Raw genomic sequence first — 21,771 nt, forward strand, 5'->3', positions numbered from 1 at the left:
GCGTATTGCACGCCTCATTAAAGGTATAAATTTAGATTTAAAATATAAAATCATTAAACCATTAAATATCAGCACCTTAAAAGAGTTAACTAAAATAGATTAGTTTACTGTGCGTTTAGGCTTTTCTCGCGTTACAAAGTAGCAAATTAGCGAGCCCACTGTTACCAGTACTACCCCTTGCCAAAACGAAGCACTCAGCGTAATAGATAAATACAGCGCCGAAATAATAGTAGAAAACACCGGTGTAAAGTACGAAAGCGTACCCAACAGCATTAAGTTACCGCCAATAATAGCTTGATTCCACAGTGCATAACCGCTCCCTACTACTACACCGGCTAATAATAACGTCATGCTTGAGCTGAGTGAAAACGTTAATGGCGCTTCATTACTAAAACCATATTGCGCCCACAAACTCATTGCCGTAACAGTAAAAAATAGCGTAATAGCATTTTTACCATTACTCAGCTTTTGCGTCACTACACAATAAATAGCCCATATAAACGCAGCAGCTAATGCCATTAGATAAGTAGCAGGGTTATCTGCAAAGTTAGTAACAAGCGTATCGAGAGACATTTCTTGATCGCCCGTAATGCACCAAGCAACACCTAAAAAAGCAATAATTATGCTTGGGTAAACCCAGTAACTTACTTTTTTACGACCAATAATAATAGAGAGTAATATTGTTAGCGTGGGCCATAAATAATTAATAACCGCCATTTCCATCGCCTGATGACGACTATTTGCCATACCAATAGAAAGTGCCAAACAAATTTCGTAAGCTACAAATAATAAAGTACCTACTACCAAGTAGCGTTTCGAAAAACCACTAAACTTGGGCACTCCCATAACCAAAATTAAAAATATCGCACTGACAGAATACATAGCCGCAGCACCGCCAATGGGGCTAAACAACTCAGAAATATCCCGTAGTAATGCCACTAAGCAGCTCCACAGTAATATTGCAGCGACTCCATACAGTGTATATTTATTTTTGCTTATAAAATCCATTTGCCAACCCAAAAGTACTACTCGTAAATTTGAAACTAAACTAACAGTAATTATTTAATTAAACAATAAGGGTCTGTTGATCTTTCAAGGTTAAATTTACAGCAGTCTGTTTGGTATTTAGGCAAGGCAGAGCCTATATAGTGTGGTTATTCCCCATTAATGGGCGATAACGTAGCATTAATGCCAAACAGGCGCTGCCCAAAGGGTTCTTCCTAGGGGCTATTTACTCTTTGTTGCCTACATGGATGTAGGTAAGGGGCGTGAGCAGGACGCGGAAGCTTTGCTCGGTTTTTACTTAGCCCACTAGGTTACAAACCTCGCGCCGCGATTAAATAGCCCCTAGTTTGAACAAATTTTAATCCGCAAAGATCAACAGACCCTAAAGTTAATAGATTAAACCTCTCGCCTGTTTTTAACATTCACCCTTTTTAGTAATTGACCTTTTGGTCAGTAAAGCTACAATCAATCAATACGTTAAACACGCAAACTCTATAATGACCACACAAATAAAACCAAATAAAAAAGAAGTGACACGCGAGAAAAACCAAAAACTAATTTTAGATGCTGCCGAGCAATTGTTTTCGCAATTAGGTTACGACGGAGCAAGTATGAGCATGGTTGCTAAAGAAGCGCAGGTGCCAAAAGCTAATATTTTGTATTACTTTAAAAGTAAAGATGGCCTGTACGAGTCTGTGATCGACCGCATAATAGCTAATTGGAACTTGGGGCTTGATAACGTCACAATTAACGACGATCCAGCCACCGTGCTTTATAACTACATTAAAAGCAAAGTAATACTTGCCGTAAATCAGCCAATGCAATCTCGCTTATTTGCCAGTGAAATACTGCGCGGTGCCCCTTATTTACAAAACTACTTTAGAACCAATACCCGCCCTTGGGTTAAACAAAAGGTTGATGTACTTCAAGCATGGATGGACGCAGATAAAATGGATAAGGTTGACCCCTACCATTTGCTCTTTACTATTTGGTCTACCACGCAATATTACGCCGACTTTCAGGCTGAGGTTTTACTCGTAATGAACAAATTAGAGTACGACAAAACCGATGTGGCACAGATTACGCAATCAATTGCCCACATAATTTTAAAAGGTATTGGTCTTAAAATACCCGAGCAAAGTGAGACTTAACCCATGACATCCTTTACTACACCCGATTTATTTGACGATCATCGCGATAACGTACAAGTAGCAGACAGCGGCCTTTATCACTTTGGTAAAAAAACCACGTTTTATGGCAAAGTAGTTACCGTTACCTGCCCAGAAGACAACTCTTTTGCCGCCGATATATTGCATGAAAATGGTGAAGGTAAAGTATTAGTTATAAACGGGTTTGCGAGCAAACGCTTTGCGTTTATAGGCGATATTATGGCTGAGCGTGCCTTAAGTAATGGCTGGGAAGGCGTAATAATAAATGGCTGTTGCCGAGATATAGAAATACTTGCCACGATGAACTTACCTGTAATGGCGCTAGGCTCTACACCGCGTAGTACCTTAAAGCGCGGCTTTGGTGATAAAAACCAAGTTATTACCATGCTTAGCACCACCATAGAACCTAACGATTGGGTTTACGCCGATATTAACGGTTTAATCATCAGTAAAACGCCCCTTATTTAGCACTCAAAACCATATAAATAAGGACCAACTTGGTGCACCCTTCGCACCAAGTTGGTTTGTTTTAACTCATTTTAGTGTCACTATTTTTATAGCCCACATTTATAAATCTCATACAACCCGCCAAAACCTGACCAATTGGACAGGATTTTAATTTATGGCATTCCTCTTGCTTAGTCTAAGCACTATAAAATCAAAACTACCGATTAAAAAGCACAGCTTTAACAATTGCATTAAATTAGTGATCTATTATAACGCGAAGAAAATAGCGCAGTGAGTGCGCTATTTAATCCGATAGACTGTTCATGTTTTTAATAAAATTGGTATTAAAATAATAATAGCCAGCCTGCTTTTTAATCACTGTTAACTTAATAAGTAAGTACTTGGTCAGTTTTATTATAATGAGCTGCAAATGAGTGATAAAAAAAACAACAAAGGTATATTTTGCAATCACGGTCCTACCCTGTGGCAAACAAGCCACTCTGGAGTGCTTGCAAACAATCGCTTAGCTGTAAAAGATGTATTTGCAGTAAGAGGCGAGCGTAACAGTGCTGGTAACCCACAATGGTTTAAAACAGCTAAACCGGCTCAAAATACGGCAAGCTCGGTTAATAAGCTTATGACCGCTGGTTGTAACTTTATAGGCTTTACCCATACTGACGAGCTGGCTTATAGCTTAGAGGGTAATAATATACATTATGGCGCTGCGCAAAATCCTAAATTAAAAGGGCATGCTTGCGGTGGTTCGAGTATGGGGTCTGCTGCTGCAGTTGCTGCAAACTTAGCTGATATTGGCTTAGGCACCGACACTGGCGGCTCAATTAGAATACCCGCCAGCTATTGTGGTTTATATGGCATAAGGCCAAGCCATAACGTGATTGAAAAAGACGGCCTAATACCCTTGGCTCCGCCTTTTGATACCATAGGTTGGCTTACCCAAAGCGCCGAGCTATTAAGCGATGTAGGTAATGTACTGCTACCAAATCAAGCTATTAATAACGTTGATAGCTTAGTTATTTGTGAGCCGTTATTTGAACTCGTTGACCCTGTTTTACAAGCCCCACTTAAACAATTGCTTGAAAAAACCAAGCCTAATTTTAAGCACCATAAAGAATTTGAACTACCTAACAGCAGCTTATTAAGCGAACTTGCTGATAGTTTTAGAGTACTGCAAGGGCGAGCAATCGCAAAAACGCATAAAGATTGGCTTCAATTGCCGGGGCAACTTCCCCAGTTTGCTCCTGCAATTGCGGCACGTTTTAATATGGCGCTTGCCCTAACTGATCAAGAAGAACAAGAAGCACTAAAAGTACAAATCCAATGGCAAACACTAATAGCTAAAAACCTAAATACAAACAGCTGTTTATTTTTGCCAACCACCCCCACAACCGCACCTAAATTAGGCGCCGACACAAGCGCCTTACGCATGCAAATTATTACGCTTTCGGCAATTGCGGGCCTTAGTGGCTCAGCGCAAGTGCATTTACCGCTGGCTGATTTAACAAATGATCATCCGTATGGTTTTTCATTAATGATGAGCCACGGTAACGATAAAAGCTTACTTGCTTGCGTTAAGCACCTAGCTGCACACTTTAAACAAGGCACAACGGCATGACCACACACAACATTGCATTTACCGCATCTCACTTTTCAGCCACTGAGGCGGGTATAAATATATTACAACAAGGCGGTACAGCTACCGAGGCTATGGTCGCGGCTGCCGCTGCTATTAGTGTTGTATATCCACATATGAACTCAATTGGTGGCGACAGCTTTTGGCTTATCGATAACCCAAATCAAAAAACGCCCACTGCTATTGACGCCTGCGGCCGCGCAGCAACTAATACAACGCCCTATAACACGCTCACACAAATACCAGAGCGCGGCGGATTAAGCGCACTAACTCAAGCGGGCACAATACGCGGCTGGCAAAAAGCGCTTGAACTAGATGAGCATGCAGCACTACCACTGTTAAACATTTTAGCACCCGCTATTGAGCTTGCTCGCGAGGGTTTTACGGTTACAAAAAGCTTGCAAGCAGGCTGCGAAAAGCTAGCCGTTGCTAACAATACTAATAACGCGTTTAAAAGCCTCTACATACCCAATGGTAAGCCCTTGCAAGCAGGTCAACATTTTAAAAACCCTAAACTTGCAGCAACGTTTGAATACCTAGCAAAACATGGTTTAAACGCATTTTATGAAGGCGCACTTGCTAACTCATTTGCCGCCGACTTAGCAAAAGCAGGCAGCTCAATCACCGCAGGTGATATTGCAAATACAAAAGCTGAGGTCGTTACCTCGCTAAATGCAAACCTCAGTGGTATTAATTGCTACAACTTACCCGCGCCAACACAGGGCGTGCATTCACTACAAATAATTGGTGCCGTAAATAAGTTAAAGCATTTAGCTAAAACCGATGCCGACTGGACGCACTTAATTGTTGAGGCAACTAAACAAAGCTTTACGCACCGCCCTACCCTTTGGGCTGATCCTGAAGTATTAGGGGATGATTATAAAAACGCACTAACCGATGAATGCTTAAGCCAACTTGCTAACAATATTGATATGAGTAAAGCCAAAAAATGGCCATTTAACGCAGAGCCTGGCGATACCGTGTGGATGGCTGCAAAAGATAAAAACGGGCAATTAGTAAGTTTTATCCAAAGTATTTACTGGGAATTTGGCAGCGGAATACTAATGAGCGAAGGCGGCTTTGTGTGGAATAACCGAGGTTTAAGCTTTAGTTTAAACAATGAAGATATTGATGCGAGTAACAATATTAACGCCCTTGCGCCAAATAAAAAGCCGGCTCATACACTTAACCCAGCAATGGCAAAGTTTAGCGATGGTCGTCGACTTGCTTACGGAACAATGGGCGGTGAAGGGCAACCACAAACCCAAGCCGCTGTTTTTGCAGGCTACGCATGGCGAAATAAATCAATAAAACAAGCAATTAGCGACCCTCGTTGGTTACTTGGACGTACATGGGGCGATACAAGTACAAATTTAAAAATTGAAAAAGGGTTAGTTTTTCATATAGAACATGAATTAAATCAACGTGACCACGATTGGGTAAGCGTTGATAATAATAACGAAATGATGGGGCACGCTGGGGCTATTTTAGATACACCTACAAGCCTTGAAGCTGCAACAGATCCTCGTTCAGATGGACGTGCAACAGTAACTACAGCAGGAACACAATGTCAGAAATAATAAACCAATGGCCAATAGTAGCGGCCTTAATAGCAACCGGTATTTTTGCCGGAATTTTAGCAGGACTTTTTGGTGTAGGCGGCGGTATTGTTATCGTTCCTGTGCTGTATTTTTTACTGCAAGGTTTTGGCGTAAGCCCAGAGTCGGCAATGATGATAGCCACTGCCACATCACTTGCAACCATAGTACCTACTTCGCTTTCATCTATTCGCTCGCATCATAGCAAAGGGAATATTGACCTTGCGCTAATAAAATACTGGGCACCGTTTATATTAGTTATGGCGGTAGTCGGTAGTATTATTGCTCATTCCGTTCGCGGTAACGCATTAGTGAGCATGTTTGCCTGCATTGCCATTTTGGTAAGCCTTAATATGTTATTTAGAGCCGGCGCACCCGCGCTTGTAAAACAACTGCCAGGTAAATTTGGTCAAGGCGTTATGGCAAGTATTGTAGGTGGTTTGTCGGTAATGATTGGCATAGGTGGCGGTACTATTGGCGTACCTATGCTAAACGCATTTAATGTACGCGCCCATGTTGCAGTAGGAACTGCGGCCGTTTTTGGTTTATTGATTGCGCTACCTGGTGTTATTACCTTATTAAGTATTGGCACAACGCCAACCGATGCTCCCCTAGGTACGTGGGGGTTGGTTAATCTCCCGGCCTTTTTTCTTATTATTCCGCTGACTATTTTATTTGCACCTATTGGCGTAAAAATTGGTAGCAAGCTGGACCAAAAACAACTAAAACGCGCTTTTGCCGTTGTCTTAATGATAACCGGCATTCGCATGCTCATTCAGACTCTGGGAGCCTAAAATATGTTTAATAACACGCAAGTTCAAACCTTAAACCCACCACAGCGTTTATTAATGGGACCAGGTCCAATTAATGCAGATCCTCGTGTTTTACGTGCTATGTCGGCGCAACTTATCGGTCAATACGACCCAGTAATGACCGGTTTTATGAACGAAACCATGGCGCGTTACCGCGAAATTTTTAAAACTAAAAACGAATGGACCATGCTAATAGATGGCACATCGCGCGCGGGTATTGAAGCCGTATTATGCTCAATTTTACGCCCAGGCGATAAAGTACTAGTGCCAATTATGGGGCGCTTTGGTCACCTACTTGCTGAAATAGCAGAACGCGTTGGCGCAAAGGTGCACACAATAGAAGTACCGTGGGGCGAAGTGTTTACGCCAGAACAAATCGAAAAAGCCATTGTTGATGTAAAACCCCATGTACTTGCTATGGTACAAGGCGATACATCCACCACCATGAACCAACCTCTTGAGCATATTGGCGATATTTGCCAAAAGCACGATGTACTATTTTATTGCGATGCCACCGCATCTATTGTGGGTAACGAACTTCCTGCCGATGAGTGGAAGCTCGATGCACTTTCTGTTGGCCTACAAAAGTGTTTAGGCGGACCTTCTGGGTCAGCGCCATTAACACTAAGCGACAAATGCGCCGAGTGGATCCAAAAACGTAAAAAGGTAGAAGCAGGCATTCGCACTGCCGATCATACCGATGGCACAGAACCCTTTGTGCGCTCTAACTATTTTGATTTAGGTATGATCATGAATTACTGGGGAGAGGAGCGCCTAAATCATCATACCGAAGCCACCAGCATGCTGTACTGCGCCTCAGAATGCGCCCGCATAGTCATTGAAGAAGGCGTGGACAACTGCGTAGCGCGCCACAAATTACATGGCGATGCCATGCTAACCGGCATTCAAGCACTGGGCTTAAATGTATTTGGCGATTTAACGCATAAAATGAACAACGTACTGGGTGTTTATATACCCGAGGGCATTAATGCCGTTCACGTACGCGGGCAAATGCTAACCGATTTTGGAATAGAAATTGGCACCTCGTTTGGACCACTTCATGGCAAAATTTGGCGTATTGGCACTATGGGCTACAACGCCCGAAAAGATACCGTACTACAAACACTTGCAAGCTTAGACGCTTGTTTGCATGCCAACGGTTACAAAGGTCCTAAAGGCGAAGCCGCCATTGCCGCCCTCACTCACTATAAATAAAAAAAGGATTTAGCATGACGATTGTAAGCCCCATTTTAAAGCCTTTGTTAAACAAAGAACTTGCTGATGAATACGCAACACGCGCTTTATCTCGCTGTAAAACTCTCAGCGCACTATCGCAAATGCAAGGTGGTATTCACCGCGTGTACTTATCAAAAGAGCACAAAGAGTGTAACGCCGTTACTGCATCATGGATGGTTGAGGCAGGCATGCAATCGTGGCAAGACGAAGTGGGCAACCTTTGGGGTCGGCTTAAATCATCAAACCCACATGCTAAACGTTTAATTATAGGGTCACACCTCGACACCGTACCAAACGCAGGTGCGTTTGATGGTATTTTAGGTGTACTACTGGGGATAGAAATTGCAGCGCTTGCAAATAAGTTAAAGCTCGACTTACCCTTTCATTTAGATGTAGTGGGCTTTTGCGATGAAGAAGGCACCCGCTTTGCCACAACTTTAATTGGCTCAAAAGCCCTCGCTAACGAATTTAACCCACAGTGGCTAAACATTGAAGACACAAACGGCATAACTATGCGCCAAGCCATGCTCGACTTTGGCTTAAATCCCAACGACTACGCAAAAGCCGCACTAAATAAAAGCGAATTACTAGCTTACTGGGAAACTCATATAGAGCAAGGTCCGGTACTCGAATCGGTTAATCAGGCGTTAGGCGTTGTAACGGCTATTGCAGGGGCAAAACGCGCCATGCTTACCCTAACAGGCCAAAGCGGTCATGCAGGTACAACCCCTATGAATTTACGTCAGGATTCGTTAGCAGGCTGCGCCGAATTAGTAACCGAAATTGAAAAACTAGCAAGTAATGCTAAAAATGGCGAAGTTGCCACCGTAGGGCAAATACACTCTCGCCCTGGGGCTACAAACGTGATCGCAGGTAAAACAACCATAAGCCTAGACGCACGTGCACAAAGCGACACCGATCTCGCTAATTTACTAAGCGCCATACAAAGCAGCGCACAATCTATAGCAAGCAAACGCAATTTAACGCTCGATTGGCAATGGACGCATGCCGCTGATGCTGTTGCGTGCGACACCACTATTCAACATTTATTCACCAATGCATGCAAACTCAATAACCAAGCATCGCCTTCACTTGCCTCTGGTGCAGGGCACGATGCAATGGCAATCGCTCCAATTTGCCCCGTTGGCATGTTATTTATACGCAGCCCTGGCGGTATAAGCCATCACCCAGCAGAAGCCGTTATCGACAGCGATGTAACAAAGGCACTCAGTGTGATGTACAGCGCGCTTTTACTTTACGTGAAAGAGTATGGGTGATTTTAAGGTAATCGAGTAAACCAAGTATATTAACTTGGTATGCTTAGGGGCTTAAACCTCCTCAAAGTCATTTGGAGGTTATTACTGAAGGCAGGTAAATACAGGAAAACACAGGAATATACGTTATTTAAAGTAGCTTTATCGAGCTGCCCTTTGCTCTTTTAGGCTAAGGCGTTTATGTGAGCTATATACATGTTGAATGTTTGTACCATTGACCAAATATGCATCCATTTCAACGGTAATTAGCCCCGATAATGGCTTGATTTCTAAAACACCCAACTCACCTAAATTTGCAGATAGCAAACTATTATTCCTAAAAGCGAACAAAGTTTTGTCAGTATCTCGTAAGTCACCATTCGCGTATAATTTAGCACCACTAAACCAAGCGTTAATTATTTTAACTTTGATTGATTTAACGGTAAATTCAAAGGATTTTCTCATCAGATCTCCATACCCAGAAAATGTAATTATTATACTTTGTGTTCTTATGTGTTTGGCGCACAACCACTTTCTTTTAATACCCGCTTAGTCGATGCTGGGTAATTTTTTAGTGCAGCCAAAGGACGAATTGGCCGCTGAACCAAATTACCTGAGCAGTTTGGGCACACGTTATTTAACAGCGTTTGAGCACAGCCAGAACAAAACGTGCATTCAAATGAACAAATAAAAGCCTCAGTGGACTGTGCAGGTAGATTCTTATCACAACATTCACAATTAGGTCTTAAATCTAGCATTTAGCGCTCCCTTTTATCCACCCAATGCTGAGTAAATATCTATTACCTTTTATAACTTTTGATACCTGATGCTCACTTACATCAGGGCGGAATAGCTTAACCCGCTTTGTTTCAAATATCGGATTGCTACAAATAAACTCACCACCCAAATCTGCTTTTTTAAGCACTATATTCAATCGATAGTGTTTACCAGATTCAACTTTGTCTGTGTGTGGTGCTATTTCACTTCCTTGTGGGAATTTAAGCAAATATGTATCAAATTTAATTGGCCACGTAGCACCACAAATCAACATTTTATCGTAGCCTGATTTTTGTCGGCCTCGCTCCCAACAAAATAATTTACTCAAAAAAAACATACAATCCCTCGAAACAGCTAACAAGCTGCAGGTTAACTCGTTTTTTTATTTTTATTGATAAACAAACCATAGCCGAGTTCATATTTTGATTCAATCGATTACTGTATTTTACGTGGGATATAAAAGGGAGTTTTAATGTTGTTTTGTTTGGCGTTTTAAAAGACATTATGGTGGCTATAATTGACAAGAAAATCAAAATATAGCCACCCGTTTTACTTTAATGCTTATTTAAGGGCTTATTTAATCGTTACCTTTGCATCACTTACCCATGTCTCAGTTATAGCTTCATCATTTTTATCAACTAAATACGCGCGTATGTTCACCGGATTGTTGTTAGCTTGTTTGTAGTCAAACGCTAATCGCCATTGGTTTGTACCAACTACCGGATAAACTCCAATAGGTTCTAGTATTTCACCATTGCTGGCTTCAACAATCGGCTTTATACCACTTTTGTTATCTAAGCCTTTAAATACTGGACCTTCAAAATCAATCACCATTTTGTTAACGCCTTCAGGGATTGGCTGGCCGGGGATCCCGCCTAAGCCTTGGCGAGTATTTACAACGCTTGCAAGCGTTTTTGATTTTGGATCGAGTGGACGCCACTCAATATCATAAGAAAAGGTAAACTCATCACCTTTGCGCGCCTCCTTTTCAGGAACCCAATAGGCAACAATATTGTCGAACGTTTCATCTTTTGTAGGAATCTCGATTAACTGAACTGCGCCCTTGCCCCAATCATCAGTAGGTTTTATCCACGCTGATGAACGCTTATTGTAAAATACGCCGTCGTCTTGGTAGTTATTAAAATCACGATCTCTTTGGATTAAACCAAACCCTTTTGGGTTCTCATCAATAAAGCTATTGGTCGACACCGACTGAGGATTATTTAATGGGCGCCAAACGTATTGACCCGATCCTGTGTGAATCGCCAGGCCATCACTGTCGTGAATTTCAGGGCGCCAATCTTTAGCTTCTGTTTTATCTTTTTGTGAGTACCAATACATACTGGTTAACGGTGCTACGCCTAAACGCTCAACATCTGCGCGCATATACAAATTTGCCGTTACAGAAGTAATATGACCTTTGGCTTCTTTGTTATCTTTACTTAAACCAAACCGATAAGCACCAGTAATAGAAGGCCCTTCAAGCAATGCCCAAACAGACACACTTTCACCTTTTTTCTCTGCGGGGCCAATCCAAAATGCAGAAAAGCGCGGAAATTCTTCTGGTTGATTCATGCCCGTATTAATCGCGATACCTCGGGCTGACAGTCCATATTGCCCGTCTGGCCCGTCGGTACGAAAATAAGACGCGCCTAAAAAAGATATCCAATCGGGTTTCATATCTGGGCGCATTATTCTAAAGCCTGCAAATCCAAACCCTTCTGGGAGATCGTGAGCTGGGCTGTCATCAGGCATATCAAAAACATCATTACTAAAAGGTACATTTTGAACCTGATTTTTATCGTCTCTGATGTAAATACTTACTGGCTCAGGAAAATATCGCCCAGGGTAAAATAATTGTACAGGTGCCTTTTTTCCACTTGGGTATAAGGTTTCATCTTCTTTAAAGCGTATTTTCCAATGTTCGTCATACGTAATTTTATCGATTAACTCCGGCGCTGGCACCTTAGTTGGCGTATAGGGCTTTTCGGCTGAGGCTTTTGCCAGCGCTTTTAAGTCTTCGAATGAAAACTCCGTTTGATCTAATGCTTCTGTCGCGTAAGACGACATCGAAGTACTAAAAACAATTGCGATAAATAACTTTAATTTCATAAAAAGAATGTCCAATAAATTGAGTCAAATAAAAATGGGAACGCTGCACAAATGTATGTTTAACTTAAAGTTCTGTATGGATATTACGTGACGTAATATGAACTAGCGTTTACTAAGGTATTGTTATTTGACTACAGGACCTCCCATAATTATTTTTTTAGGGTATTGGTTTTAAGGGAAATTGCGCGCGTTTGATGATATCGCTGAAGTGAAATAAGCGTGGATAGCGCAATTTATTATTAGATCGCTGATATTCAAATGGATAAGGGTTGTATTTAGGTGGTGGAAAACGAAGAGGCTCACCACTTTTAAAACTTGCAACTAGTAGCTAGTCGTCCATCTCAGGGGGTGTTGTTAGCTTTACCCGAATGCTGTGTATGAGCCTACTATGTATACGACAAAAATGACAATACTTGAAATAATATACTTCCAGTTAAATGTTTCAATATTATCCACTTTTTTACTAATATCATCTAACTGGGACTGCATTTTCAAAATTTGTTCATTATTTACAAAAACAGATTTATCCATCAATGCCGATGAAACTGCGTTTGTTCCTACCCCGCCAAATAGGAATGTATATAAAAATATAAACAGAGAAACATAAGGCAAAAAATTTCTTGCTTGCTCAACAGTATATTCAGTTGAGTTGGTATTTGTTATTAATGGATCTAAGACACCTATGGTTATAGTAGCAATACTTAAAGAAAATGCTGCCCATACAATTAGCACTAACCCCATAAGAAAACGTTCTAATCGATATGAATCCTTTAAAGCCCAAATAAAAAATAGCCCTGGTAAGGTAAATAAAACAAATGTCATTAAAATTTTTGTAAGTGCTGGATCCACATTCTTCCTCAATAGATAAATTTGGTAGGTAAAGCTAACAAGTCTGTAGATTAACTCGTTTTTTTATTTGTTTTTATTGATAAACAAACCATAGCTGAGTTCCTATTTTGGTTCAATCTATTACTGTGCTTTTACGCAGCATATAAAGAAGTGTTTGGTGTTGTTTTAATTGGCGTTTTGGAAGGTATTACTGAAAAATTTAGTGTGGGTACCTTTTTTACTCTTTCTAGAATGAGCAGGATTATCTTTGCGCTATTCAATTAGGGCAAAAGCATATTATCGGCAGCAAGAAGCCAAAGGAAAACCTCATAATACCATCAGATCATTGGCATTTAAGTGGATACGAATCCTATTTAGGTGTTGGAAAACACATACGCCCTACGATGAATCAACTTACTTAACTGCATTGAAAAGTAAGGGATCACCGCTGTTAAAATTTGCGGTGGAAAGTGAGCTTTAGCGCTTGCTGTCCACCTCAGGGCGTGTTGTTAGCTGTTTCACCCTCTATATGGAATAGTTGATTTAACCACGTTAACTTTCTGTAACCCTGATTTAGATAACAAAAGCTCAATTGACTTTTTGCTAAGTTCTGAGTGTGGGTTGGGACCAATGACAATTTGTTTAAAGCATTCATTTTCAATTTTCAATTCAACATATGGAATTAAGTAATACTCTGAACTACGTAAATAAATATTGTCATGCTTCTCACCGTAAACTACATATCGCCATTCAGATTCTTCACTAAAACTAGAGTCTTTCATCAGTGTACATGCAGCTTTCATTTGCATGATAACTTCTGATGATACCTTTTGATTAATGAACGAATTAGCTTCTGTAAAATCGACACATTTATCTATACCAAGCTTAAGAATGTGCTCGGCATATTCAGACTTAAATTTATCATTGTAAATAACAGGGTATAAAAGACTATTATTTGAGTGACTTGATCTAAAATTTGGTTCAACTGAAATTGATACGCCATGACAATTTGGAGTATAGGCACGCCATTGACTCAACAGGTCTTTTTCATGAGTAAACGATAATACGAAAACACCGGAATTTTGCGAAAAAATAAGGCTAGAGCCAACTCCTTCACTAAAAATGAAAAATGGCGATAAGGTGTTTAGAAATCGAGTTACTCTAGCGTTTTCTAAGTTCTCTTTTTTTAGCTTTTCATAAGCTTTTTTTAGAAAATCAAAACCATGAAAAAATTCCTGATGGTCATTTAAGTAGCTAATTTCAGTCACCCAAAAAGACAATTTTCCACCTTGTTTTACAATATTATTTAAAGCTTCATATGAAGTATAATGACATAGCTCACTAGGTTTTTTTTGGTGTAAATAATCTGAGTAAGAATTAAATTTATTCATATATTGATATATACCATTGTACAGCTAACAGCTTATTGAACACCACTTTGGGGTTTATAACACCCCAAAACGGCGTATATTACATTGTTCAATAATTCCACTAAATAACTTTAATGTAAACAAGTAATTAGGCACGTTATAAAAAGCCCTTTGTTATTTTGCACCAAAACGACTTTTAATAATGTTATTGGACAAACTAAAATAGCTGTTTATATAAACAGCTCGCTTTGAAGGTTTACTTACTACTTGTTAGGGGCTTTATACGCTTTAATAGTTGGCGTTTAGCCTTATTCGATAGACAAACTCGAGTAAAGAAGAAAAGAAAGTAATAGAAAAATTTTGGCTTTATGTGTTTAGCGTGTAATTAGCTCAAACACTAGTTAAATAAGTGAGCCTTAACATATTAATGATACAGGCTCGTTGAGGTGTTTATGATAAAACGAATGAGTGGGGTATTTACTTTACATCAAAATTCACATGGTCAAAGTATGGGTTTTTCTCTCGCGCTTTAAGTACACTTATTGTAGTAAGAACAATGAGTTGCAGTTCGTTATTTACGTTAACAACTATGCATTCGTCTTTATTTGCATTGCGCTTTGTATCAGTGGCTACACCACATATACCATCACCATTTTTTAATATAAGCTCTATGCTTAAACGATGCATACAGGCAATTTCGATGTAGTCGTATTGGTTGCAACTGATCATAACGTCCTCTTTATTTAGTCGGCTTAACAATCATTAAAAAAGCAATAACAACAAGGTTGGCTATATACCAAAGATCTTTAATTACAAATTGCCCTAAACGCTCCAATAAAGTAGAAAAACTAAATGCACCGGTGGCGGTAATTAAGAATGTTTGGGTCATCATAAATACGCTTAAACATGCTAAGCCACTTACAATAATTAGCTTTTTATTATTTAAAAATAGCCCTAAGCCCAATAACACAGCAAATAATACATCAAATCCGCCAATCACGTTAGACGCGCCTTGTACGCTAAATACCGTGTATAACCACGACATAAACGGTGAGGTTTCTACTAAACTTACAATGCCTTTTGCTTCAAACTCATAAAACTTCATGCCGCCGATCCACAGTAAAACCATAGCAACCGGTATAAAGTTTAAAAGTACGTGTTGTTTGTCGGTAAGTTTTTCTTTATAAAACAAAAATAAATACAAAGGCACTACAGCAAAGTATTTAATTATGCCCTGCCCGCTACCAATGATTGGAAAGCCGCCAAGTTGCGCCATCCAACGGTTGCTGGCAAATAAGGTAAGTAATGCAACTAAACTTATAATTGCTGCAAGTAAAAGTGCTGGCGTAGGTTTCATTAGTTTAAAACGAGCGAGCACGGTGGCAAACGCTAAAGCAATCATAAATGAGCCACTAATTAAACCTAACGCAGATACAGACATTAGCGAATCAACGCCATAAAAACTAAACGTAGCCGTTAACGTATTAGGATTTGCTCCTAACGCAAAGGATAAGCCAAGTAGCAAAAAGCTACTCGCTAATAAAAAAGTAATCACGTTGTTGGTTAGTTTTAAGTTCATTGTATTTCCAAGTATTCGTTAAGACTTACAAAGACCTTGCTAGTCGATAAAAAAATTCAAGCTAACTCTTAAAAATATAAGAGTTGATTAAGCACAACGTAAGCTCTCATCGGGTAACTTAATTATTCATTTTAGTTTATGGTTTATTACCTCTTTAATAATAAAATTAAATAAGTTTAATTTTCATATGATGTGCGTCATCTTTTTTATTATTAAATGAAGTAGAATAACGTCGCCTTTTCAATACACAGAATGCATGCATTTCTAAAACTTAGGGACATTTTTAATGAAGGGTACTGATATTCGAGTTACCTCTGGACTGATTTCTATAGCCATTGTTTTACTACTTTGGTTTGCTGTACCGCCTCCGCAAGGTGTTACCGAAAACGCATGGCATTTGCTCGCTTTATTTATTGGTACTGTAGTTGCCATTATTGGTAAAGCAATGCCTATTGGCGCCATTGCTATTTTAGCTATTACTTCTGTTGCATTAACCGGCGTAACTAATGACAGCCCATCTGGCGCTATTAAAGATGCATTAAGTGGCTTTTCTAACTCATTAATTTGGTTGATTGGTATTGCTATTATTATTTCTCGGGGTTTAGCTAAAACTGGTTTGGGAAATCGTATTGGCTATAATTTTATTTCTCTTTTTGGTAAAAAAACAGTTGGTATTGGCTATGCACTCGCACTTTCTGAACTTGTTATAGCGCCTGTAACGCCAAGTAATACCGCGCGAGGCGGCGCTATTATTCACCCAATTATGAAGTCTATAGCAACAAGTTTTGGCTCGTCTCCTGAGGAAGGTACATCTCGTAAAATTGGGCACTACCTTGCTTTAGTGAGCTACCATATAAACCCTATTACATCAGCTATGTTTATTACGGCAACTGCGCCAAACCCGCTAATTGTAAAGCTGATTGCTGATGCTACCGGTGCAAATATTAGTATTACTTGGAGTACGTGGGCACTCGCTGCGCTTGTCCCTGGTTTGCTATGTATTGCCCTTGTGCCTTTGGTTGTTTATGCCATTTACCCACCTGAAGTTAAAAGCACTCCCGACGCTAAAACCTACGCAGAATCTAAATTAACTGAAATGGGCCCAATGAGTTATGGCGAAAAAATAATGGTGGGTGTTTTTGCTATGCTGCTTGTTTTATGGGCCGGCGTACCTGCAATGATTTTAGGGGCTGACTACGCAGTTAACACAACCGCAGTGGCTTTTTTAGGTTTGTCGGTTTTATTAATCACTGGTGTATTAAGCTGGGACGATGTACTTAAAGAAAAGTCTGCGTGGGATACCGTTGTTTGGTTTTCAGCATTAGTAATGATGGCCACTTTTTTAAATAAATTAGGTTTGGTAACGTGGTTTTCAACACTTGTTGAGAGCAACATTGCGCAACTGGGTTTTGACTGGATTGTATCGGCCATTATATTGGTAGCTGTGTATTTTTATGCTCATTACTTCTTTGCCAGTACTACAGCACATATTACTGCTATGTTTGCCGCATTTTACGCCGCAGGTTTAGCGCTTGGCGCACCGCCTTTATTTTTAGGTTTACTGTTAGCTGGCGCTTCATCACTCATGATGTCGTTAACACATTACGCAACGGGCACATCTCCCATAGTGTTTGGCTCAGGCTATGTATCATTAAAAGATTGGTGGGTAATGGGCCTTATAATGAGCATTATTAATTTAAGTGTATGGGGAATTATTGGCGGGCTTTGGTGGAAAGCACTTGGGTATTGGTAGTATTGCCTTTGTTAGCTTGACTTGCACATTTAATACTGCGCACTTGAGTTTAGTAAAAACTCAAGTGCTTCAGCCCTAAAAATATAAACATTAGGGCTGTTATAAGGAAGCATTATGGTTTTTAAATTCATCAAGGTTGAATATTCTGACCGAAACTATTTATTAAGCCTCAGAAAACTGACTATGGTTGAACATGTAGAAAATGCCGAGTTATTTTTAACATGTTTTAAGGCTTGATGACCAATATGACTGCTCCCATCTTATAGTTTTAAATGAGGTACCAATTGGTGCTTTAAAATACCAAATGCACGCTCAACACGTTGAAATAATGCAATTACAAATACATCCATTGCATCAAAATAAAGGGTATGGGAAAGCAGTTATTGAACAGTTATTACAAGTACACAGTCAAAACCCATTAAACTCACAGTGCTTAAAAACAACCCAGCATTAGGACTTTACAAGCGGCTGGGTTTTACTATAACGGGTGAGGATAATTACGAGTACCACATGCAAACGCGGGCTACTCGTAGCTAAAATTAGTCGCTTTGATCTCTGAAGTCTTTTTTTCTGAAAATAGTTAAATGCCAACCCCAATGCAAAGAGCCTAATCTTAAAAAGATAGTCGTGAAAAATGAGCCTAAAATACACCAAATATAATCTACATTAAGGCTAAATAAAGCAGCATAAACTGCACCACCCGCTAAACACGCAGAGGCGTAAGGTTCGCTGCGCATAACAGTTGGTACCTCACGACAAATTACATCACGAATTAAACCACCAAAAATACCAGTGGTTACACCCATGGTAATTGCGACCACCATGCCTGAGCCATTAATGAGTGCTTTTTCTATCCCCATAATATTAAATAGCGCCATACCAATAGCGTCTACCAACAAAAAGTAGTAGTTATTAACGCGCGGTAAGTATCGAATAAATGCAATTGTTGCTATAACGGCCCCGTAGGTCGAATATAAATACTGTGGGGTAGCAATCCAAAATACCGGTTTGTTTAAAAGTATATCTCTGAGGGTACCGCCTCCTAATGCTGTAACGGTTGCAACCACTACTACGCCAAAGCCACTAATGTTTTTTTCATACCCAAGCAATGCCCCTGCAACAGCAAAAAATGCAACACCGAGTAACCCTAGTACCATAAAGTATTCAGCAGTCATGGTAATTCCTTTTTAAAATTTATGAGGAGTTGTATCAACTTACGTGCCAAAAAACATCCTTCAAAAGTTAAATTAACTTTAAAAAATACATTTAAAAACAACGCTGTAATTCACACTGAATGCAGTTTGAGGTTAGGTTTTATGAAAGGTAACATTTGAGAAGGTAATTATTTTAAAAGTAGGTATTTTTTACACATTGTTTATAAGTCGGCCCATAAATTAAGCTAGCGCTATTTATACACTCAAAATAAGCAAGATAGCCTACAAAAATTGACTCGAAGATTAATAGGCTAATACCTATCCAACTTGCAGAATTAATATATTCAAAAATAAAGAAAATACAAACTATTACCCAAAAGCAGTTGGCTATAGCTAATACTTTAATGGCTAATAGGCTTCTTGTTCTTTTAAATGCTAATAAAAGTGCGCATATACCATAAAGTATATTAGCTGCTGTAATAAATTGAAGTGCATGTAAAGGTAAAGAATAAATTTCGTAGAACCAGGATTGAAAACTAAACAAAGTTAAACCAGCAAGTAAACCTGCTATACCATCAAAGTAGAGTATGTCTAATTTTTTATGTGCAATCACTTTTAATACCCTTCAGCTTTTAACTGAGCTGCCTTTTTAAGAGCCCACCAACCAATCACTAAGCTCATTAATATACGTACAGGAAAGTAAATAACAGCTGGTATGCCAAATAACCAATTGGCAAAACCTTGCGGCATTACATAAAATGCGACCTGCTTCACCCAAAATATAAACTCAACATACTGCGCTAAAAAGTCATTAAGCGATAAGCTTAAAAGTGCTAATTCATTACTTATTAAAACCCATAAGGCATATAAGCCAAGCAGACCATCACCCATACTGCCAATATAAGATGAGTAGCCTATAAATAATAAAAAACTGCGCATGGTAAATCCTTGTTAGCTGAACCAGCAAGTCAAAATACAAACTAGCTAATCTAAAAAATATTAAAAATGGCTTTGTTAATTGCACCCTTTAGACGTTTTAACTAATTGAATATTATTAACACTTGCGTGTACTCCACAGTAAAACATGTAGTTAGAGCAATGATAGTTTTCATCAATAATATTCAAACCATTCTCATCAAATTCTAGCTCAAACTTACAGTTAATATCGTATTCGGGCTCTTGCTCTTCAAACACCAGTTTTTTACCCTTTCGTATTAAAGGTAATGGTTCTGTCGTCCCTTCTAACGGAGCTGTGATAGTGCAAATATGAAAGTTAAAGCCCCAGATAAGACCTTCTGTAAAATATTTATCGTCTTTTTTAAATATATTTATATAGCTCGTTTTTAATTTAAAACGGTCATCACTTTCGCTCCCATCGTCGTTGAGCATAGGGATCGCGCTAGTTATTTTGTCTGTTCTTGAATAGCATCCTTCAAATGAGTCTGCATGTGAATATCCACTAAATACCGCACTTGCTAGCATAAAAGCTGTTTTAATCATCACTCGCTCCTTGCTGTAATGTTAAGTTCGCTCAAAAAAGCGCCCTGTATCATCTGTCATTTTTACTGGTAAACCGTTACCAACCATAAAGTGATAAAAACGCAAATCATCAATCAAGTCAGGGGCTGATATTTCTATGTCTCGGTAAGTCGCGTCTCTAAATTTAAACCTTAAGGTATGCTCAAACCGCTTCGTTTGACAATAAAGTACTTCTTCTAGCTCAGACACCTTTATAGTTATACCAAGTAATTTAAATTCATCATTGGCAATATCAATAGCTTGTGATTGCTTATTATTTGTAGATAGCCATTCAATAACCACTCCTAAAGAAGATAACCCAAACAAATATAAAAACTGATGCAATAAAGGTTTTTCGTTAATTACTTCCATGTAAAATAGCAAAATGACAATAAATAATGCTGATAAAGCCAAACTATAGACTATTTTAAATCCGGGTAATTTTTTTTGCCTAGGCAAAGCTGCCATAATTAATATCCTGATTAATCTACATAACTCACTTTTGTTCCCGCTAAATGATCATGTAAACATCGTTTATCTTTTCCAAATATAAATAATGGATTAACAAAACCAGCTATAAACTGACCTACCGAAGGGACCAATGATAATAGTTGCATACAAAGCATGCGTTTAAAGTAAATTGTAGTAAAGCTTGCTTGTGTACCGTCTAAATTTTCAATACGGATAGACATTAAAGATTTACCAATTGTTTGTCCGCGTTGGTACATGAGGTAACCATGAAGCACTAACGTGCTTAATATGCCATAACCTAGCAAACCTACAGATAAAGTAAGTGTTGGTTGGCTTAAATTATCAAACCCTACGAGTATGAATACAGGTATAAAACAAGCAACACCTAAAACGCCATCAACAATAGCAGCCACTAGCCTATCTGAGCGCGTTGCTTTTTCTCCTGCTACTTTTGATACAATATTTTCAGATGGGTTCTGTGCTTCTCGCGTTTCAATTAAGTCGTCTATTTCTTTTGCTCGTTCTGGGTAGGCTTCGCGATCTATAGCTCTCGCTGATGAGTAAAGCTCATCTAAAGTGTAGGTAGAAAAATCAATTTCAGAGTCCATTTAAATCAAGTCCGCACTTTCATTTAATCGTAATTTAACACAATTAATTTAGGTTATTCAAATGTTTATGTGATTTTAATAACATACCATAACGTGTTGACGTTGTTATAACTCGAACCGCAAGCGTGCTCCTAAATCACGCGCATCAGCAGGCTCTTTTATATTCATTATACGGCCATTAAAAAACATGTCCCCTTGGTCAGGTTTAACCACACCATAAAGCATTTTCATTAATGTGCTTTTACCTGCACCGTTTTCACCTAATAAGGCATGCACTTCACCATGCTTAATTTTTAAGGTTACGTCATTATTGGCTATACATCCGGGATACTGCTTTGTCATTACCTGCATAGTAAGGCGGTATTTATTATTCATTATTAGGGCCTATTTGTACTTAATGAGCAATTTAGCCTACTCAAAACATCAACTG

The 21,771-nt window shown here is 39.2% G+C and carries 25 protein-coding genes; 9 read left to right on the top strand and 16 right to left on the bottom strand.

All coding sequences use genetic code 11. The annotated features are described in order from the left end of the window. Positions 1-99: 99 nt before the first annotated feature. Positions 100-1,008, bottom strand: coding sequence for an aromatic amino acid DMT transporter YddG (gene yddG, locus EU510_RS09060; RefSeq protein WP_149593212.1), 909 nt, complete (start codon positions 1,006-1,008; stop codon positions 100-102). Between the two features lie 494 nt (positions 1,009-1,502). Here yddG and EU510_RS09065 point away from each other — a divergent pair, with 494 nt between their 5' ends. The 7 genes from EU510_RS09065 to EU510_RS09095 all read left to right on the top strand — a co-directional run bounded on the left by EU510_RS09065 (position 1,503) and on the right by EU510_RS09095 (position 9,195). Next, complete coding sequence (locus EU510_RS09065) at positions 1,503-2,156, top strand: TetR/AcrR family transcriptional regulator (RefSeq protein ID WP_024597735.1); 654 nt, start codon at positions 1,503-1,505, stop codon at positions 2,154-2,156. 3 nt (positions 2,157-2,159) lie between these two features. Continuing rightward, a complete protein-coding gene (locus EU510_RS09070) occupies positions 2,160-2,642 on the top strand; it encodes a putative 4-hydroxy-4-methyl-2-oxoglutarate aldolase (RefSeq protein ID WP_149593213.1) in 483 nt (160 codons plus the stop codon). A gap of 409 nt (positions 2,643-3,051) precedes the next feature. Next, positions 3,052-4,254 (top strand): amidase family protein, encoded by a 1,203-nt coding sequence (locus tag EU510_RS09075; RefSeq protein WP_149593214.1) that lies wholly within the window; start codon positions 3,052-3,054, stop codon positions 4,252-4,254. Beyond that, a complete protein-coding gene (locus EU510_RS09080; RefSeq protein WP_149593215.1) occupies positions 4,251-5,852 on the top strand; it encodes a gamma-glutamyltransferase family protein in 1,602 nt (533 codons plus the stop codon). Before EU510_RS09075 ends, EU510_RS09080 begins: the two co-directional genes overlap by 4 nt. After that, positions 5,840-6,664, top strand: coding sequence for a sulfite exporter TauE/SafE family protein (locus EU510_RS09085; RefSeq protein WP_149593216.1), 825 nt, complete (start codon positions 5,840-5,842; stop codon positions 6,662-6,664). Before EU510_RS09080 ends, EU510_RS09085 begins: the two co-directional genes overlap by 13 nt. A 3-nt stretch (positions 6,665-6,667) precedes the next feature. Continuing rightward, positions 6,668-7,897 (top strand): pyridoxal-phosphate-dependent aminotransferase family protein, encoded by a 1,230-nt coding sequence (locus EU510_RS09090; RefSeq protein WP_149593217.1) that lies wholly within the window; start codon positions 6,668-6,670, stop codon positions 7,895-7,897. A 14-nt stretch (positions 7,898-7,911) separates the two neighbouring features. Further along, complete coding sequence (locus EU510_RS09095) at positions 7,912-9,195, top strand: allantoate amidohydrolase (protein ID WP_149593218.1); 1,284 nt, start codon at positions 7,912-7,914, stop codon at positions 9,193-9,195. Positions 9,196-9,333: 138 nt separating this feature from the next. On the opposite strand, the gene EU510_RS09100 is transcribed toward EU510_RS09095, so the two are convergent. The 8 genes from EU510_RS09100 to EU510_RS09140 form a co-directional block, all read right to left on the bottom strand. Continuing rightward, positions 9,334-9,636: a hypothetical protein gene (locus EU510_RS09100; RefSeq protein ID WP_149593219.1), complete on the bottom strand. Its 303-nt coding sequence runs from the start codon at positions 9,634-9,636 to the stop codon at positions 9,334-9,336. A 44-nt stretch (positions 9,637-9,680) separates the two neighbouring features. Continuing rightward, positions 9,681-9,929 carry a DUF1272 domain-containing protein gene (locus EU510_RS09105; RefSeq protein ID WP_149593220.1) on the bottom strand — a complete coding sequence of 83 codons (249 nt, stop codon included), beginning with the start codon at positions 9,927-9,929 and terminating at the stop codon, positions 9,681-9,683. Beyond that, positions 9,923-10,285 (bottom strand): 2OG-Fe(II) oxygenase, encoded by a 363-nt coding sequence (locus tag EU510_RS09110; RefSeq protein ID WP_149593221.1) that lies wholly within the window; start codon positions 10,283-10,285, stop codon positions 9,923-9,925. The genes EU510_RS09105 and EU510_RS09110 overlap by 7 nt, the downstream gene beginning before the upstream one ends. A gap of 236 nt (positions 10,286-10,521) precedes the next feature. Continuing rightward, positions 10,522-12,060 carry a glucan biosynthesis protein gene (locus tag EU510_RS09115; protein ID WP_149593222.1) on the bottom strand — a complete coding sequence of 513 codons (1,539 nt, stop codon included), beginning with the start codon at positions 12,058-12,060 and terminating at the stop codon, positions 10,522-10,524. Positions 12,061-12,420: 360 nt separating this feature from the next. Then, a complete protein-coding gene (locus tag EU510_RS09120; protein WP_149593223.1) occupies positions 12,421-12,909 on the bottom strand; it encodes a hypothetical protein in 489 nt (162 codons plus the stop codon). 497 nt (positions 12,910-13,406) lie between these two features. Continuing rightward, positions 13,407-14,279 (bottom strand): DUF2971 domain-containing protein, encoded by an 873-nt coding sequence (locus EU510_RS09130; RefSeq protein WP_149593224.1) that lies wholly within the window; start codon positions 14,277-14,279, stop codon positions 13,407-13,409. Between the two features lie 456 nt (positions 14,280-14,735). Then, entirely contained in the window at positions 14,736-14,987 is a 252-nt protein-coding gene (locus tag EU510_RS09135; RefSeq protein ID WP_149593225.1) for a Rho-binding antiterminator, read from the bottom strand. 10 nt (positions 14,988-14,997) lie between these two features. Continuing rightward, complete coding sequence (locus EU510_RS09140) at positions 14,998-15,837, bottom strand: DUF417 family protein (protein ID WP_149593226.1); 840 nt, start codon at positions 15,835-15,837, stop codon at positions 14,998-15,000. Between the two features lie 286 nt (positions 15,838-16,123). Between EU510_RS09140 and EU510_RS09145 the strand changes: the two genes are divergently transcribed. Beyond that, positions 16,124-17,590, top strand: a complete 1,467-nt coding sequence (locus tag EU510_RS09145) for a DASS family sodium-coupled anion symporter (RefSeq protein ID WP_149593227.1) — start codon at positions 16,124-16,126, stop codon at positions 17,588-17,590. A 304-nt stretch (positions 17,591-17,894) separates the two neighbouring features. Beyond that, the gene (locus EU510_RS20170) at positions 17,895-18,044 is read left to right on the top strand and encodes a GNAT family N-acetyltransferase (RefSeq protein ID WP_410477409.1); all 150 of its coding nucleotides are present in this window, start codon (positions 17,895-17,897) and stop codon (positions 18,042-18,044) included. 85 nt (positions 18,045-18,129) lie between these two features. On the opposite strand, the gene EU510_RS09155 is transcribed toward EU510_RS20170, so the two are convergent. The 7 genes from EU510_RS09155 to EU510_RS09185 form a co-directional block, all read right to left on the bottom strand. Continuing rightward, entirely contained in the window at positions 18,130-18,765 is a 636-nt protein-coding gene (locus EU510_RS09155; protein WP_149593228.1) for a trimeric intracellular cation channel family protein, read from the bottom strand. Between the two features lie 172 nt (positions 18,766-18,937). Further along, entirely contained in the window at positions 18,938-19,357 is a 420-nt protein-coding gene (locus EU510_RS09160; protein ID WP_149593229.1) for a hypothetical protein, read from the bottom strand. Between the two features lie 2 nt (positions 19,358-19,359). After that, complete coding sequence (locus tag EU510_RS09165; protein ID WP_149593230.1) at positions 19,360-19,683, bottom strand: hypothetical protein; 324 nt, start codon at positions 19,681-19,683, stop codon at positions 19,360-19,362. 75 nt (positions 19,684-19,758) lie between these two features. Next, positions 19,759-20,244 carry a hypothetical protein gene (locus tag EU510_RS09170; protein WP_149593231.1) on the bottom strand — a complete coding sequence of 162 codons (486 nt, stop codon included), beginning with the start codon at positions 20,242-20,244 and terminating at the stop codon, positions 19,759-19,761. A gap of 21 nt (positions 20,245-20,265) precedes the next feature. After that, the gene (locus EU510_RS09175) at positions 20,266-20,730 is read right to left on the bottom strand and encodes a hypothetical protein (protein ID WP_149593232.1); all 465 of its coding nucleotides are present in this window, start codon (positions 20,728-20,730) and stop codon (positions 20,266-20,268) included. A 14-nt stretch (positions 20,731-20,744) separates the two neighbouring features. Further along, the gene (locus EU510_RS09180) at positions 20,745-21,341 is read right to left on the bottom strand and encodes an RDD family protein (RefSeq protein ID WP_149593233.1); all 597 of its coding nucleotides are present in this window, start codon (positions 21,339-21,341) and stop codon (positions 20,745-20,747) included. Between the two features lie 105 nt (positions 21,342-21,446). Then, positions 21,447-21,716, bottom strand: a complete 270-nt coding sequence (locus tag EU510_RS09185; RefSeq protein WP_316836493.1) for an ATP-binding cassette domain-containing protein — start codon at positions 21,714-21,716, stop codon at positions 21,447-21,449. Positions 21,717-21,771 lie beyond the last annotated feature (55 nt).

The organism is Pseudoalteromonas sp. FUC4 (genome assembly GCF_008370255.1).
Classification (GTDB): domain Bacteria; phylum Pseudomonadota; class Gammaproteobacteria; order Enterobacterales; family Alteromonadaceae; genus Pseudoalteromonas.